Origin of the sequence: Pseudanabaena cinerea FACHB-1277 (assembly GCF_014696345.1) — a bacterium.
GTDB classification, from domain to species: domain Bacteria; phylum Cyanobacteriota; class Cyanobacteriia; order Pseudanabaenales; family Pseudanabaenaceae; genus Pseudanabaena; species Pseudanabaena cinerea.
This window is the reverse complement of the sequence record NZ_JACJPY010000034.1, coordinates 29431-44459: the sequence shown is the minus strand read 5'-3', so window position 1 is coordinate 44459 and position 15029 is coordinate 29431. Positions and strand designations below refer to the sequence as shown.

The 15029-nt window shown below is 45.5% G+C and carries 15 protein-coding genes and 1 pseudogene; 8 read left to right on the top strand and 8 right to left on the bottom strand.

The annotated features are described in order from the left end of the window. The first annotated feature begins 164 nt into the window (after positions 1-164). From H6F44_RS12060 to H6F44_RS24035, 3 genes and pseudogenes are all read left to right on the top strand, one after another. A complete protein-coding gene (locus H6F44_RS12060; RefSeq protein ID WP_190351209.1) occupies positions 165-446 on the top strand; it encodes a hypothetical protein in 282 nt (93 codons plus the stop codon). Beyond that, positions 407-613, top strand: a pseudogene (locus H6F44_RS24040) (HNH endonuclease); the annotation flags it as partial. The gene H6F44_RS12060 and the pseudogene H6F44_RS24040, both read left to right, overlap by 40 nt. A gap of 6 nt (positions 614-619) precedes the next feature. After that, complete coding sequence (locus tag H6F44_RS24035) at positions 620-841, top strand: hypothetical protein (protein ID WP_242016546.1); 222 nt, start codon at positions 620-622, stop codon at positions 839-841. Between the two features lie 51 nt (positions 842-892). Here the strand turns inward: H6F44_RS24035 and H6F44_RS12050 are convergent, their stop codons facing one another. The 4 genes from H6F44_RS12050 to H6F44_RS12035 form a co-directional block, all read right to left on the bottom strand. Continuing rightward, positions 893-2461, bottom strand: a complete 1569-nt coding sequence (locus tag H6F44_RS12050; protein ID WP_190351208.1) for a hypothetical protein — start codon at positions 2459-2461, stop codon at positions 893-895. A gap of 73 nt (positions 2462-2534) precedes the next feature. Beyond that, a complete protein-coding gene (locus H6F44_RS12045; RefSeq protein WP_190351207.1) occupies positions 2535-3398 on the bottom strand; it encodes a hypothetical protein in 864 nt (287 codons plus the stop codon). 117 nt (positions 3399-3515) lie between these two features. Next, positions 3516-4892, bottom strand: a complete 1377-nt coding sequence (gene glgA, locus H6F44_RS12040; RefSeq protein WP_190351206.1) for a glycogen synthase GlgA — start codon at positions 4890-4892, stop codon at positions 3516-3518. 113 nt (positions 4893-5005) lie between these two features. After that, positions 5006-5743 carry a response regulator transcription factor gene (locus tag H6F44_RS12035; RefSeq protein ID WP_190351211.1) on the bottom strand — a complete coding sequence of 246 codons (738 nt, stop codon included), beginning with the start codon at positions 5741-5743 and terminating at the stop codon, positions 5006-5008. A gap of 130 nt (positions 5744-5873) precedes the next feature. Between H6F44_RS12035 and H6F44_RS23565 the strand changes: the two genes are divergently transcribed. The 5 genes from H6F44_RS23565 to H6F44_RS12015 all read left to right on the top strand — a co-directional run bounded on the left by H6F44_RS23565 (position 5874) and on the right by H6F44_RS12015 (position 10730). Next, positions 5874-5999, top strand: a complete 126-nt coding sequence (locus H6F44_RS23565) for a hypothetical protein (RefSeq protein ID WP_277874121.1) — start codon at positions 5874-5876, stop codon at positions 5997-5999. 97 nt (positions 6000-6096) lie between these two features. Beyond that, complete coding sequence (gene sds / locus H6F44_RS12030) at positions 6097-7080, top strand: solanesyl diphosphate synthase (protein ID WP_190351205.1); 984 nt, start codon at positions 6097-6099, stop codon at positions 7078-7080. Positions 7081-7157: 77 nt separating this feature from the next. Next, positions 7158-8456 (top strand): serine hydroxymethyltransferase, encoded by a 1299-nt coding sequence (glyA, locus tag H6F44_RS12025; protein WP_190351204.1) that lies wholly within the window; start codon positions 7158-7160, stop codon positions 8454-8456. Between the two features lie 239 nt (positions 8457-8695). After that, complete coding sequence (locus tag H6F44_RS12020; RefSeq protein WP_190351203.1) at positions 8696-8968, top strand: hypothetical protein; 273 nt, start codon at positions 8696-8698, stop codon at positions 8966-8968. Between the two features lie 7 nt (positions 8969-8975). Further along, positions 8976-10730 carry an ABC transporter ATP-binding protein gene (locus H6F44_RS12015; protein ID WP_190351202.1) on the top strand — a complete coding sequence of 585 codons (1755 nt, stop codon included), beginning with the start codon at positions 8976-8978 and terminating at the stop codon, positions 10728-10730. 118 nt (positions 10731-10848) lie between these two features. Here H6F44_RS12015 and pstB read toward each other — a convergent pair whose 3' ends face one another. From pstB to H6F44_RS11995, 4 genes are all read right to left on the bottom strand, one after another. Then, positions 10849-11667, bottom strand: coding sequence for a phosphate ABC transporter ATP-binding protein PstB (gene pstB / locus H6F44_RS12010; protein ID WP_190351201.1), 819 nt, complete (start codon positions 11665-11667; stop codon positions 10849-10851). Between the two features lie 72 nt (positions 11668-11739). Next, positions 11740-12714: a phosphate ABC transporter permease PstA gene (gene pstA, locus H6F44_RS12005; protein WP_190351200.1), complete on the bottom strand. Its 975-nt coding sequence runs from the start codon at positions 12712-12714 to the stop codon at positions 11740-11742. Further along, positions 12707-13657 (bottom strand): phosphate ABC transporter permease subunit PstC, encoded by a 951-nt coding sequence (gene pstC, locus H6F44_RS12000; RefSeq protein WP_190351199.1) that lies wholly within the window; start codon positions 13655-13657, stop codon positions 12707-12709. The genes pstA and pstC overlap by 8 nt, the downstream gene beginning before the upstream one ends. A gap of 126 nt (positions 13658-13783) precedes the next feature. Continuing rightward, a complete protein-coding gene (locus H6F44_RS11995) occupies positions 13784-14896 on the bottom strand; it encodes a PstS family phosphate ABC transporter substrate-binding protein (RefSeq protein WP_190351198.1) in 1113 nt (370 codons plus the stop codon). Positions 14897-15029: the final 133 nt, after the last annotated feature.

The window sequence follows — 15029 nt, the reverse complement described above, 5'->3', positions numbered from 1 at the left end:
GAATGCTGCTGGTTTATGGAACTTCTATTTAGATTCTGCTTAAAAATGGATGGAAAAAGTAAAACCCTTTCTGTACTTTACTTTTATTTCCCAACAGGTCTAATGTTGGCAATCCAAAACAGGCGATTCATGGCTATAACGGGGGATTGTTTAAACATGATCCTATGCTGGACGAGGTTTTACGGGTTCCCGATGAGCTTTGCCGCGATCTCAAAGAGATTACGGATTTTGATTTTGATGTGGAGGTGTCCGTTGATGTATTGGGGCGAATTTTTGAGCAGTCGGTGACAGCTTTAGAAAAGATTCGTACTGAGGTTGAAGGTAAGGAATATACGGATAAGGATCTCAAACGCGGTCAACGTAAGACTCAGGGGATTTTTCTTGCTGTAAATAATTCGTTGGAGGCATTAGATCCTTATATCAAAGAGACTTTTTACAGAAAATAGCAAAAGGTATTTATAAATATGATCCTCAATATGCTCAAAATAAGCAACAACAAGATTTTACAATTGTTCAGAAAAAAGAGATTTTAAAGCGAGATGGCTACAAATGTGTAATTTGTGGAGCAGGTCGAGAGAATGGAGTAGAACTTCATGTCGATCATATTAAACCTAAAGATATGGGTGGTTTAGCTACCATTGAGAATGGCCAAACTTTGTGCAGTCAGCATAACTTCCTCAAGAAAAATCTTAAGCAAACTGAGACAGGAAAAAAGATGTTTATCCGTCTCTACGAACTAGCTAAGAAAGAAAATCATCAGGAACTACAAGACTTTTGCATAGAAATTTTGAACACTTTTGAAGACTTTAATATTAATGGACATATTGAATGGAGAAAATAGATTTATTGGGCGATCGCGTTTTTGGGGGATGATTGGGCAGTTGCTACTCAATTATGGATTTACATTAAAGGCTGAAAAGGCTGATTCTAGGTTCTGCTCGTAAACCGCGCCGCTTTTGGTGGTTTGGCTGATATTAATTTTGTAAAGCACATTGTTATTTTGCCTGAGCCAAGGGGAGCAGTAGCGACCAACGGGCAGGCTGTAGTTATTGCCATTGACGATCGCCCCATTGCTAGGAGTAAATTTGGGCGGAATCTTGAAGGTGATGGCACGGCGTTCCACATAGTCGTTGCTAATTATGCCCGTTGCCGATTCTTTGCTGAAGCATTGCACCTGAATTTGCGTGTCTTGCAATAGCTCGCGTACATTGCCGCGATCGCTCAAGGATACTTGATTATCGGTACTAGCACCCGATATTTTGGTGATTTCAAAGGTGCTGACGCGATCGGGGTTAAATCCGCCTGTAATTTTGACCACTTGCAAGTTTTCAGGATTGGCGGGCATGACTTGATATTCGAGTGTACCTGGCAGTTGGTAAGTGATTTCGGCATTTTCATTGCGAACATTTATCGTCGCGCCAATGGCAACCCGATCCACGCCTAGGGCGCTAGGTGATGCTTGAGCCGCCCATTCAAAGCGATAAAATAGCCTTGCGGTGTCCTTGAGATAGGTATAGCGATCGCCCACATCAGAGCTAGAACGCAATAACCGCGATAGCCCACTGCGCTCCACCCAAATATTTTTAATCAGGGGGACTTTTTTATTCAAAGCGTCGCCTAATAGGGCGCGATCGCTAGTGATCTCTGTGGGAATATCAAGGCGCGGAACGAGGGTAACTCTGCCATAACTACCCGTTGCACCATTTTGACCATCATTGCCATTGCTGCCATCCCGTCCTGCACTGCAACTGTAATAGTTAGTGCGCGTAACCCCTTTATTGGTGCGCCGATAGAGCCAATCACCACGGCGATATTCCGAATTTCTGTTATATTCCCGTTCAAAATCGAGATCAAAGCCCCATCCATCCCGCGATCGTCCGCAGATGCGACTTTCACGACTGTGATATACCCAAGCTGCCTTGGCATCATTGTGAGGGCGGCGCTGTGTCTCAATGTCACAATATTTGATCCGCCATTCCGACTCCTTACATTCGCAGCCCTGTCCACCTGATGCACCTCTGCCGTTGCGTCCCCCCCTGCCGCCACGATTACGGATTTCGATCTGCTGCAAATTGGCAAGATCTGTATAAAAAATTAAAGCATTGCCACCATTACCGCCACTGCCACCATTGCCACCATTGCCACCATTGCCACCTGCCGCGCCAATTAGGGAATATTCGGGGCGAAAGGGTTGCTCACAACGACTCGCCGATCGCCCTGCGGTGGCATCTTCGCCATCTTCGCCATCTGTTCCCGTGAGGTCATGGCTACTAGGTTTACCATCGCCAACGATTTTGATACTTTGTCCATCCCTGCCACTACGTCCATCGCGCCCCGACTGTCCGCGTTCTCCTACATCACCAAATACATTTTGGGCGATCGCGGCGGGGCTGACTAGGAATAAATAGATAATGGCGATCGGCAGAGACTTAGCGATGGTTTGCGAGTATTTTAATGACATATACAACCTATGACAGCTCGAAATAATAAAGTTAGGTTTTCAGAAAGATCGACAAACCTGCAATTACCCAAATTCAGTTGAGATCGGCAACATCAGTTAACTGGTCAATTGGCTTAGGATCGAGGCTAAGGCGATCGAGCAATTTAGCAAATTCTTTACAACATTCTAGGGTCTTTCGCTGGATTTGAGCTTCAGCAAACTTAATGATGATCCAATTAGCATTGATCAAAAATCTTTCCGCCAAATCATTTTGGGCGATCGCTGCCCTATCTTCTACCGACGACACAATCTCGATCGCAATGTGACAATTTAGCTCAGGATCGCGATATACCAAATCTGGCGACCATTCATAATCAATACTAGGAATATGCAGCTTGGCATTTTGATAGAGATTGCCTGAAAGATAATTTCGCAACGCATTCCCAAATCGCACGGCATTAGTTGCTAAATGGATAGAATTATCCAATTCATTAATTGCAGTGCCTTGATCGGTCAAAGCTAACTTCGCAAATAGCTTCTTATATTGCTGCTGCCGAAAAGTAAGGACACGCTCAGACCCATGGGCGATCGCCAACTTCTTTTGATATTGCAACTCCTCACGGGAATAGCTTTCCAATTGCAGCAAATAACCTTGCAAAGAATCTTGATACTTTTGATAGCGATTTCGGTAAGTTTGGAACTGATAACGCACTTTGAAAATAATCGCGATCGTGCCAAGAATCAGCACCACAATCCCCAATTCCTTAGCAATTAACGTGACCACACCAACCACTAAAATTAAGCCAATGGTAAGTAGAATTGCTTCTTGGGTTTCGATGGGTTGTGGCGCTTGACTAGGGGCGATCGGTAAATTGCCCGTGAAGGCTGGCGCATCAGGTTTTGACTGCGCGATTCGCTGCACAGGTGGCGGAATGAGAATAATTGGGAACTGGCGCATAGTAATCTATTGAGGCTTGAAGTAATCTAGAAAGGATGCTAAAAGTAAGGCTCAGTCATACTTTTAACATCCTTCTAGTTTTATGTATTGTCACCCGCTATGCAGATGAAACTAACTTTAGGCGTTCTCTAAACCAGGGATAGAACGATATAGCTGCACATACTTATCGGCGGAGGCTTGCCAACTGAAGTTACTGCTCATGCCGCGTTGTTGCAAGGCTTTCCAAGCATCGGCATAGCGATAGCTTTCCCATACTCGTACCATGCAGGTATAGAGATCCAAAGGTTCATAGCGATCGAAGCTAAAGCCTGTACCCACTTGATTGATCGGATCGTGGAATGAGACGGTATCCACTAAGCCCCCCGTGCGCCGCACAATGGGAATAGAGCCATAGCGGAGGGCGATTAATTGACTAATGCCACAGGGTTCAAAACGACTAGGCATTAAAAAGGCATCGGAGCCTGCATAAATATGGTGCGATAATGCCGAATTGAAGAGGATTTGGGCAGACATCCGTCCAGGATAACGGGCGGCAATTTGCCATAGCTGGGACTCGTAGTAGCGATCGCCTGTACCTAGCACCACAAATTGAGCATCGGTATAGGCAAGATAGCGCTCTAAAATCTGCAAAATTAGATCCACCCCCTTCTGCTCGACTAGACGGCTGACCATGCCGATCAAAAATGTGCGGGGGTTAACACCTAGTCCCAATTCCTTTTGCAGCGCAAGTTTATTGGCGAGGCGATCGTCTAGGGTGTCGATGGAATAGTTTTGGACTAGTGCCGCATCGGTTGCAGGATTTTCGACATCAGTATCAACGCCATTCAAAATCCCCCAAGGTTTCAAGAAGGAGAGTAGCCCCTCTAGCCCTTCACCATAGGCAGGGGTACAGATTTGCTGAGCATAGGTGGGCGATACCGTATTCACGCGATCGGCATATTTGATCGCTCCTGCCATCGTGTTATGAGCATCCATATACCAAGGTGTCCATGTAATCTGATCTAGAAACCATTTCCAAGGACCTTGGTAAGCAAGATTATGAATCGTGAATACAGTGCCAATGTCAGAAACTTGGTGCATCCACACAGGGATCATGCCCGTATGCCAATCGTGGCAATGAATAATATTGGGCTTCCAATAGTTCCATGCAAACTCGGCGACGGCATTGGCAAACATCGTAAACCGCCAATCTTCATCTTCGCCGCCATAAACACGGGCTGGAATAAATGAGCCATGCCCCATCAAGTACAAAGGTACATCCGTACCAGGCAATACCGTTTCAAAAATATCGAATTCCTGAAACATGGCATAACCTTTCCATTTCCATTCAGGATTTTCCTTGAGCTTATCTGGGATTACGCCGTAATAAGGCATGATAATTCGCACATCATGCCCCATTTTCCGCAAGATTGGGGGAAGTGCGCCCACTACATCTGCCATACCACCAACCTTGGCTAGGGGCGCAACTTCAGCCGCCGCAAATAGAATTTTCATGCAATGCTCAGTAATTTGCTATTGATATTTGTTATGGGTCTATTTTCAGGCATAGCGCGATCGTCTACAAAAAAAGAACTCGCATAGCAAGTTCTTTTTTGATTTGATAAATATTAGGCGATCGCCTGTTCGGTAGGATAAGTATCGGCTTCGTGGGGTAACTCCAAACAGTAACCTGCCCCATAAACCGTTTTGATATATTTGGGATGGCGTGGGTCAGGCTCTAGCTTGGTACGCAAATGCCGAATATGCACCCGAATCGTCTCAATATCGTCATCGGGTTCATAACCCCAAACCTCCTTGAGGATTTCGCTAGGGGATACGGTCTGCCCATGCCTTTGCAGGAGGCAATGCAACAACTCAAACTCTAAATGGGTGAGCTTGATAGTTTTATTAAACCAAATTGCCTCAAACCTCTCAGGCACAAGGGTGAGGGAGCCAAAGATCAAGATTTCGCCATGTTTGGCTGTATCAATAATGCGATTGGTGCGTCGCAATAAAGCTCGTACCCTAGCCAGCATTTCTTCTAACTCAAAGGGCTTGGTGAGATAATCATCTGCTCCTGCATTAAAGCCCTCGACTTTATCCTGAGTTTGCCCCATTGCCGTCAGCATCATGACAGGAATTTCCCTAGTGCGTTCGTCACGGCGTAGCCTTTGGCAAACTGTAAACCCATCAACTCTGGGCAGCATCAAGTCAAGGATGATCATGTCTGGCATCAACTGAATGGCAAGGGCTTGTCCTTTAATACCATCACTTGCTTGGCTGACTTGATATCCAGCATGTTCAAGATTCAGTGTCACCATTTCAGAGATGATTGGATCATCGTCGATCAAGAGTAGCCTAGGCATCATTAGTCAAATTTCCATCTATAACGATTGGATTAATACGATTTATTAAATAATATAGCAATCGTAAATAAAGTTTAAGAATCAAGCCCTAAGGTATAGATCTTAAATACATACGGCTAATTATCAGTTAGTGCTGGTATTTTGTGGCGATCGCCACAGCAATCAGGGCAGTAAGCAGAAATTTCTGGCTAAAGGAGTAGTTGGTGATGATTATCAGCCATTTACGGTCATTGTGAGACTTGCAACTGGTGGCTGATTCAGAAAACCTATGGACATACGTCTTTAACTCTTTCAACATTACTCATACAATATATGAAGATATGTAAAAATTGATATAAATCTGGTTTATTCGCATGAGCCTTCCTACCGCATCTGTCACCGAACTTTTTGCACCAGTCAAAGATGACTTACGCACGCTCACGGATAATTTGAAGCAGTTGGTAGGGGCAAGGCATCCGATCCTATATGCTGCTGCTGAGCATCTGTTTGAGGCTAAGGGTAAGAGTATGCGCCCTGCCCTCGTGTTGTTGGTGTCTCGTGCCACCATGAGCGATCGCGACATTACCGCTCGTCATCGACGCTTGGCAGAAATCACTGAGATGATCCATACCGCTAGCCTCGTCCATGATGACGTGATCGATCTAGCAGAATTGCGGCGCGGAATGCCAACGGTCAATAGCAGCTTTGGCAATCGGATTGCAGTACTTGCGGGGGATTTTTTGTTTGCCCAAGCTTCTTGGTATCTTGCCAACTTGGATAATCTCGAAGTGGTCAAGCTCTTGTCGAAGGTAATTACGGACTTTGCCGAGGGAGAGATCCGCCAGAGTCTCACCGCTTTTGACAGTGACTTGACCTTTGAGGACTATCTGGAAAAGAGTTTTTATAAAACGGCTTCTTTGATGGCAGGCAGCGCTAAGGCAGCAGGGGTATTGAGTGGGGTGAGTCAAGTGCAGGCGGAGCAGCTATTTAACTTTGGCAAGCATTTTGGCATTGCCTTTCAAGTTGTTGACGATATTCTCGATTTCACTAGCTCCACCGAAACCCTTGGCAAGCCTGCGGGTTCTGACCTCAAGCAAGGCAATTTGACCGCGCCTGTACTATTTGCCCTAGAAGAACATCCGCACCTGCGCGGATTGATCGAGCGAGAATTTAGTGAGGTGGGGGATCTAGAGCGAGCTTTGGAATTGGTTTACGGCAGTGATGGTATTGCCCGATCACGAGAGCTTGCTAAAACCCATGTGCGATCGGCACTAACAGCGATCGAATGGCTGCCTGCCTCTGCGCCTAAGCATTCCTTGATCGGTCTGACTGAGTATGTATTAGAGCGTTTATATTAGTATTTATAGGGTGCTGCTTCGCCATGCCCTATAAATATTAGATTTAGTCCGTATATCCAGTCCCATATTTTAGAAAAATGACTAATTTGTTCTCTCTCCTCAATGCTGCCGATCCCCTTGTTGCTGGTTTTATTGGCAAGGAAATTGAAAGACAACGCCACAATATTGAATTAATTGCCAGTGAAAACTTTACTTCCCTTGCGGTGATGGCGGCACAGGGGTCTGTATTGACTAATAAATATGCTGAAGGTTTGCCATCGAAGCGTTATTACGGCGGCTGTGAGTTTGTCGATGAAATTGAGTCGATCGCGATCGAGCGTGTCAAAGAGCTATTTGGCGCAGCCCATGCTAATGTCCAGCCCCACTCTGGCGCACAGGCAAACTTTGCCGTATTCCTGACCCTGCTCAAACCAGGGGATACTTTTTTGGGGATGGATCTTTCTCACGGTGGACATTTGACCCACGGTTCGCCTGTGAATGTTTCGGGACTGTGGTTTAACAAAGTACATTACGGACTAAATAAGGAAACCGAGCAGTTAGATTTTGATTTGATCCGCGATTTGGCTTTGCAGCATAAGCCCAAATTGATCATTTGTGGTTATTCAGCATATTCGCGCATCATTGATTTTGCCAAATTCCGAGCGATCGCCGATGAGGTGGGGGCATACTTGATGGCAGATATCGCCCATATTGCGGGGCTAGTCGCTTCGGGGCATCACCCTAACCCCATTCCCTATTGCGATGTTGTCACCACCACCACCCACAAGACTCTCAGAGGTCCCCGTGGCGGATTGATCATGACCCGTGATGCGGCACTAGGCAAAAAATTTGATAAGTCGGTATTCCCAGGCTCTCAGGGGGGACCGCTGGAACACGTAATCGCTGCGAAGGCGGTGGCATTTGGTGAGGCTTTGCGTCCAGAGTTTAAGACCTATGCGGGGCAGGTAATCGCCAATGCTAAGGCAATGGCAGCGCAGTTACAGGAGCGCGGCTTCAAGCTAGTTTCCAATGGCACGGATAATCATTTGGTATTGGTGGATCTGCGTTGCATTGGCATGACTGGCAAGGTTGCCGATTTATTGGTAAGCGGCGTAAATATTACCGCCAACAAAAACACGGTTCCCTTTGATCCAGAGTCGCCTTTTGTGACTAGTGGATTGCGCCTTGGCACACCTGCGATGACCTCACGGGGACTTTTAGAATCTGATTTCCGCGAGATTGCCAATATCATCGCCGATCGCCTACTCAGTCCAGATAATGACCAAGTGCAAGCGGATTGCCTAGCGAGAGTGCAGACATTATGCGATCGCTTCCCACTCTATCCTGAACTCGACTATCCGACCATTACAACTAAAGAACCTGCTCTAGCAGTTTAGTATTAATGAAAAAGCAAGTGCTGGCACTTGCTTTTTACTTCTGAGAAACCATTTAAGAATTGTCTAGATCCCCCCCGACTGCCTTACTCAAGGGGGGAGAATATGATATTTATCTTCTTCCCCCTTTACAAGGGGGATTGAGGGGGATCTCTTAGAGTTTTTGACCTTAGAAACTAATTCTTAGATGGTTTCTAACAGCGATCGCTAGTTTGCAATCAAAGATATGGAGTCCCCCCCCCGTGAGTGATGACAATTTAAAAACCATCTTAGACAGGCTTGAGCAACTCGGAAACGATATAGACAAGCGGTTTATTAGTCTAGAAAATGGTATGGACAAGCGATTTATTAGTCTTGAATCCAACATCAAAGAGGTGAAAATCACCAGCGAGGCTTATCAAAAAGCTTCAACCCAAATCGTAAGTCTAGCCTTTGGCTTAATCAGCGCTGCCGCCGCCGTTGTGATTTTGTCTCCCGCAGTCAAAGCCTTAACCGAATTCTTCTTGAGTAAGTAAAAATAATATGGCGCGATCGCAATTTCAAAATCTGCAAAACTATCTCCGTCCTTACTGGTTCGATCTGGCGATCGGTACGACTGCTCTGTTAGCCGCCAATATTCTTGGCACTTATATACCTTCACTGATAAGAGTCGCCGTAGATGGTCTAGGCAAAGTTCAAAGTATAGACACCAGCCAAATTATGAATTATGTCTGGCTGATCGTGGGGCTATCTTCGATCATGTGGATCATTAGAATGACATCCCGTGTTTGGATATTTGGCATCGGGCGCAAAGTGGAATTTAGCCTCAAGCAGCAGATTTTTGAGCATTTGTTGAAGCTGCCACCCAGTTACTTTTCTAATAATTCCGCAGGGGAAACCATTAGCATTGTCACCAGTGATGTCGAAAATATCCGCAGGCTGATGGGATTTGCGTTGCTGAGCATTATCAACTCCGTATTTGTCTATAGTCTGACCTTGCCAGCAATGCTCTCCATCGATCCGATGCTCACAGTTTTATCAATATCGGTTTATCCGATCATGTTGGTAATTGTGCAGAGCTTTAGCGGTCAATTGCGTGATGAACAGATGGAAGTGCAGGAAGAACTATCACAGGTTAGTTCATTACTGCAAGAGGATCTCAATGGCATGGCACTGATCAAAACCTATGCCCAAGAGCAGAATGAACGCGATGCTTTCGCTCGCCTCAACGATCGCCTACTAGATGCCAATTTGCGAATGGCGAAGAGCCGCAATATTTTATTTCCATTATTAGGGGGCATCGCCAGTATTAGCTTTTTGGTGTTGATTTGGTTTGGTGGTGAGAAACTAGCTAATCCTGCTAATACAACCTTTAAAATTGGCGATCTGCTTACCCTAATTATCTATGTGGAGCGCTTGATTTTCCCGACAGCAATTTTGGGATTTGTGATGGTGACTTATCAGCGCGGCGTGGTCAGTCTGCAAAGGATTCAAAATATTCTTGATATGCCCCCCGCGATCGCCGATCCCGACCAAGCGATCGCCATTCATAAAGATCAAATCAAAGGCAGCATTGAGATTAAAAATCTTACCTTTACTTTCCCCGACGCCATAGTACCAGCCCTTGATCGGGTGAATTTTCGCGTGGAGCCAGGGGAAACAGTGGCAATTTTAGGAACTGTCGGTTCTGGTAAGTCAACCTTAGCAAATGCCTTGATGCGTCTTATCAATGTGCGCTCGCAACAAATATTTATTGATGGCATTGATATTACCGCAATGCGAATTGAGGATCTGCGATCGCTGATTGCCTTCGTGCCACAGGATAGCTTTCTATTCAGCGCCACTATACGCGACAACATTCGCTATGGCAAACCCCAAGCCTTCGATCATGAGGTAGAAAATTTTGCCAGTCAAGCCAAAATTGAACCTGAGATCCTCAAATTTCCTAAGCAATATGACACCCTTGTGGGTGAAAGGGGAATCACGCTTTCGGGTGGACAACGGCAGCGCACGGCTTTAGCAAGGGCATTACTGGTGGATACCCCCATTTTGGTGCTAGATGACGCGCTCTCTAGTGTCGACAACCAAACCGCCACGGGCATTCTCGCTAATTTCCCCCAACACAAAACCGTTCTATTTATTACCCATAATCTTTCGGCAGCTTCTATTTGCGATCGCATTATTTTGATGGATGCAGGTCAAGTAGTACAGGTAGGAACCCACGCTCAGCTATTGGCAGAGTCAGCAATCTATCAAAATCTTTGGAATCAACATAAACTAGAATCTGCCCTTGTCTAGGCACAGCAATTCTTATACACACTGAATGTTGCTTAAGAGTAAAGCCTGTTATTGTGATGAAACGCCACAATAACAGGCTTTTAACTTTGATGTAATTGGAATATACCTACAATCGCATTTAGCCGAAACGACCGCTAATATATTCTTCGGTGGCGGTTTGCTTGGGGCTGCTAAAAATCACCGATGTGCGATCAATTTCCACTAGTTTGCCCATGCGCTTACCGCTATCAGAAAGCTCAGTATTAAAGAAAGCAGTCATATCTGCCGATCGCGATGCCTGTTGCATATTGTGAGTCACGATGACCAGCGTATATTTTTGCTTGAGTTCTTGCATCAGTTCTTCGATGCGGAGGGTAGAGATGGGGTCAAGGGCTGAGCAGGGTTCATCCATCAAGATTACCTGTGGCTCCACAGCGATCGCCCTTGCAATACATAAACGCTGTTGCTGACCACCAGAGAGAGCTAAGCCACTCTCATTGAGCTTGTCCTTTACCTCATCCCAAATTGCTGCTGACCGTAAAGACTTTTCCACCAAGTCAGCCATGTCATTTTTGGAACCCTTAAATCCATTAATGCGAGGACCAAAGGCAATATTTTCAAAAATGGACTTAGGGAAAGGATTAGGACGCTGAAACACCATGCCAATATGACGGCGCACTGCCACCGCATCAACCTTAGGATCATATAGATCGATGCCATTAAAAGTAATCGAACCCTTAACCCGACAACCCTCAATCAAATCATTGAGGCGATTGAAACATCTTAAAATTGTACTTTTGCCACAGCCTGATGGACCAATAAAGGCTGTAATCTGATTTTTTAGAATCTCTAAAGATACACCTGCAACCGCAGGGCTATTAGAGCTATAAAAAACGTTAACATTTTCAGCTACTAAAACAGATTGCTTTTCAGCAGATTGACTATCACTTGCATTCATTGTCAATGACCAGTTGTAATTATTTATCCTTCGTTAAATTAGAGGGTGCTAAATTTAGGCGACTAATCAGAACTAACTCACCTTGTTACGCAGGAAGATGGCGATCAAATTCATGCCCAAAACTAGCACCAAGAGAACGACAATTCCTGCTGAAGCTAAGGTTTGAAAATCGGCTTTAGCATCGCCCACCCATTCATAGATTTGGTAAGGAAGCACTGAAAAGAAGTTATCGTTCGACCATAATGTATCAGTGAATACATCTCCAAATCTACCACTAAATAAGGCCCCAAAATTAATTGGCGACGCTTTAGGGTCAAACAAAACCGTACCAGCACCCAAAACCACAATGGGAGCAGTTTCGCCAATACCTCTAGAACTAGAGATAATTACGGCTGTCAAAATGCCTGGTAGGGCGGCAGGTAGTACATGGTGTCTAATAGTCTGCCACTTGGTTGCACCGACACCATAGGAAGCTTGGCGCACCGACTGCGGCACTGCCCGAATTGCTTCGCGGGAAATCACGATTACAGGGGGCAAAATCAGCAAGGTAATAGTTAAAATCCCTGTCACAATTACCGAGCGTCCACTGTATAGACCGCGTACAAACAGTCCTAGACCTAGCAAACCGTAAATAATTGAAGGAATACCAGCAAGGTTATAAATATTTAGTTCAATTAATTCAGTAAACCAGTTTTTCGGCGCGTACTCTTCAAGATATATCGCAGAACTAACCCCAAGGGGGACTACTAATAACAATACATAGGCAAGCATCCAAAACGTACCTAAAATAGCGGCACGGTAGCCAGCTTCGAGGGGACGGCGTGATGGGTATTGGGTTAGCATTGCGGTATTGAGTCGGCTAGAGCCATCGCCCACCACATCAAAAATCAAGAAAGCCAAGACGATTAAGCCCAATAGGGTGGCAAAAACGCAGAAGTAGGCAAATATTTTGCCCCACATCTGCCTTGACTCCAATTTTGGGTCAAATTTGGAATCACTAGATTGACCCTCACTCAGCCCTAGTGCATCTAAATTTTGGTTATTCATAGGTTTCTTGGAATCGTTTGCTAATTTGCTTACTGATAATGTTGAGGGCGAGGGTGATCAAAAATAGAGTCATACCAACCGCAAAGAGGGCTTGATATTCCACACTACCCACCCGTGAATCACCCTTAGCAACTTGGGCGATATAGGCAGTCATTGTGCCGACGGTTTGCCTAGGATCAAGGGTTAATACTGGTCTTTGCCCTGCGGCGATCGCCACAATCATCGTCTCACCGACAGCGCGGGAGATCCCTAAAATAATTGCTGCACAAATGCCAGAGAGTGCCGCAGGAAAAACCACATTGGTAGCAACTTCTTTTTTGGTGGAACCAAGCCCATAGGCTGCCTCACGCAAGGCTCTGGGTACAGCAGTCATGGCATCGGTACTGACAGAGGCGATCGTGGGGATGATCATCACACCCATGACTAAGCCTGCACTAAGAGCATTGAAACCACTCAAACCTGGAATAATTTTTGCTAAAATTGGGGTCACAAAGGTTAGAGCAAAATAGCCATAGACAACCGTTGGCACACCTGCCAAAAGCTCGATCGCTGGTCGTAAAATTTTGCTGATTCTTGGTGAAGCATATTCGGTCAAGTAAATTGCGGTCGCTAGTCCTAAAGGGGTTGCGACTAACATGGCTAGGATTGCCACAATAAAGGTGCCATTAACCGTGGGCCAAACGCAAAAGTTTTTATCGGCAAATTGCGGAGACCAAGTGCAGGTATATTGACCGTTGTTTAGGGTTTTGCCAAACAAAAACTCGCCGACACTGACTTTGCCAAAGAAGTTAATTGTCTCTGAGGCAAGGACATAGACAATTGCAATGGTTGTGAGTACAGAAACACAGGCACAAAAAAGCAACGCATAGCCGATCAAGCTTTCACGAATGTTGCGATCGGCGCGTTGGTAAATATCTAATGAATCGCCTTCGGGATTGCTCATAAATAATCTCCTAGTCAAGTTTCAAAATAATCTAAGCCCCTCCAAGCAAATTTCTTGAATGTTTTAGCTAGCAGTGGGCTAGTTAAAACATTCAATGTACTCAGAAGGGCTTATTTATTTAAGAGACTATTTCAAGTCCTTAGCTAACAATTCAGCGATCGGTACGCCCGCAGGAGCATCCATAAATGTACTGCCAGTCTTGACTGCACTTACACGTTCCAAGATCTTAGGCAATGCAGCTTCGGGAAGAGGAATATAACCAACTTCCTTGACAACCTTGATGTCTTTGAAGTAGAAGTCAACGAAGGCTTTAACTTCAGGACGGGCAAGGGATTTCTTGCTCACATAGATAAATAGAGGACGAGACAATGGTGCATATGTACCGTTGTTGATGTTTTCAGCAGTTGGAGCTACACAGCCCTTACCACCATCAATTTCAACAGCAGTCAAGGTCTTAGCATTTTCTTCAAAATAAGCAACACCGAAGAAGCCTAAACCGCCCTTATTGCCCTGTACACCCTTGATGGTGAGGTTGTCATCTTCGCTAGGCTGGAAGTCTTTGCGGCTAACCTTGGACTTCTTGTTGATGGCTTCGGTGAAGTAGTCGAAGGTACCAGAGTCAGCACCAGCGCCAAACAATGCTAGAGGCTCGCTGGGGAAGTCTGGACGAATTTGATTCCAGTTGGTAATCTTACCTTCAGAATCTGGAGACCACATGGTGTTGAGTTCAGCAACGGTGAGACACTTTGCCCAAGTATTTTCTTTGTTAACAACTACGGTCAGACCATCAATGGCAATGGGCAGTTCAACAAATTCCACACCATTTTTTTTGCAATCTTCGGCTTCAGCTTTTTTGATAGGACGAGAAGCATTGGAGATATCAGTGTCACCTGCACAGAACTTTTTGAAGCCGCCCCCAGTACCACTAGTACCCACAGGAACCTTTACACCAGGGTTTGCCTTAGCAAAGTCTTCAGCAACTGCCTTGCTGACTGGAGCAACGGTGCTAGAGCCATCAATAGTAACGTTGCCAGTTAAGTTAGAAGCAGCAGGGGCAGCAGTGGGCTTAGCATCAGGGGTTGCTGCGCCTGTTGCTGCGGGAGTTGCTGCACCTGTTGCTGCGCCTGTTGCAGTAGGTGTGGTAGGAGTCTCACCGCCGCCACAGGAAGCGAGAGCGACTGTTAGTGTAACGCCAGCTACAAACACTGCGACATTACGATTGATATTCTTCTTGGACATCATATAATTCTTGTTTAGATTGGAGTCTGTTAGGGTTGATTGATTAATTTACAGTTAGTAACTGCGATCGCATCACAGTTAAAACTGCGTTAAGCAACTAAATTTGGGCGATCAAGGTGAGCAGCCACATAGA

Bases quoted from the DNA above. Each gene is read 5' to 3' on its own strand.
- sds (WP_190351205.1), top strand. From the start codon at position 6,097: ATGAGCCTTCCTACCGCATCTGTCACCGAACTTTTTGCACCAGTCAAA.
- H6F44_RS11995 (WP_190351198.1), bottom strand. From the start codon at position 14,896: ATGTCCAAGAAGAATATCAATCGTAATGTCGCAGTGTTTGTAGCTGGC.
- pstA (WP_190351200.1), bottom strand. From the start codon at position 12,714: ATGAATAACCAAAATTTAGATGCACTAGGGCTGAGTGAGGGTCAATCT.
- H6F44_RS24035 (WP_242016546.1), top strand. From the start codon at position 620: ATGGGTGGTTTAGCTACCATTGAGAATGGCCAAACTTTGTGCAGTCAG.
- glyA (WP_190351204.1), top strand. From the start codon at position 7,158: ATGACTAATTTGTTCTCTCTCCTCAATGCTGCCGATCCCCTTGTTGCT.
- pstC (WP_190351199.1), bottom strand. From the start codon at position 13,657: ATGAGCAATCCCGAAGGCGATTCATTAGATATTTACCAACGCGCCGAT.
- H6F44_RS12060 (WP_190351209.1), top strand. From the start codon at position 165: ATGCTGGACGAGGTTTTACGGGTTCCCGATGAGCTTTGCCGCGATCTC.
- H6F44_RS12035 (WP_190351211.1), bottom strand. From the start codon at position 5,743: ATGCCTAGGCTACTCTTGATCGACGATGATCCAATCATCTCTGAAATG.
- glgA (WP_190351206.1), bottom strand. From the start codon at position 4,892: ATGAAAATTCTATTTGCGGCGGCTGAAGTTGCGCCCCTAGCCAAGGTT.
- H6F44_RS12050 (WP_190351208.1), bottom strand. From the start codon at position 2,461: ATGTCATTAAAATACTCGCAAACCATCGCTAAGTCTCTGCCGATCGCC.
- pstB (WP_190351201.1), bottom strand. From the start codon at position 11,667: ATGAATGCAAGTGATAGTCAATCTGCTGAAAAGCAATCTGTTTTAGTA.
- H6F44_RS12045 (WP_190351207.1), bottom strand. From the start codon at position 3,398: ATGCGCCAGTTCCCAATTATTCTCATTCCGCCACCTGTGCAGCGAATC.
- H6F44_RS12015 (WP_190351202.1), top strand. From the start codon at position 8,976: ATGGCGCGATCGCAATTTCAAAATCTGCAAAACTATCTCCGTCCTTAC.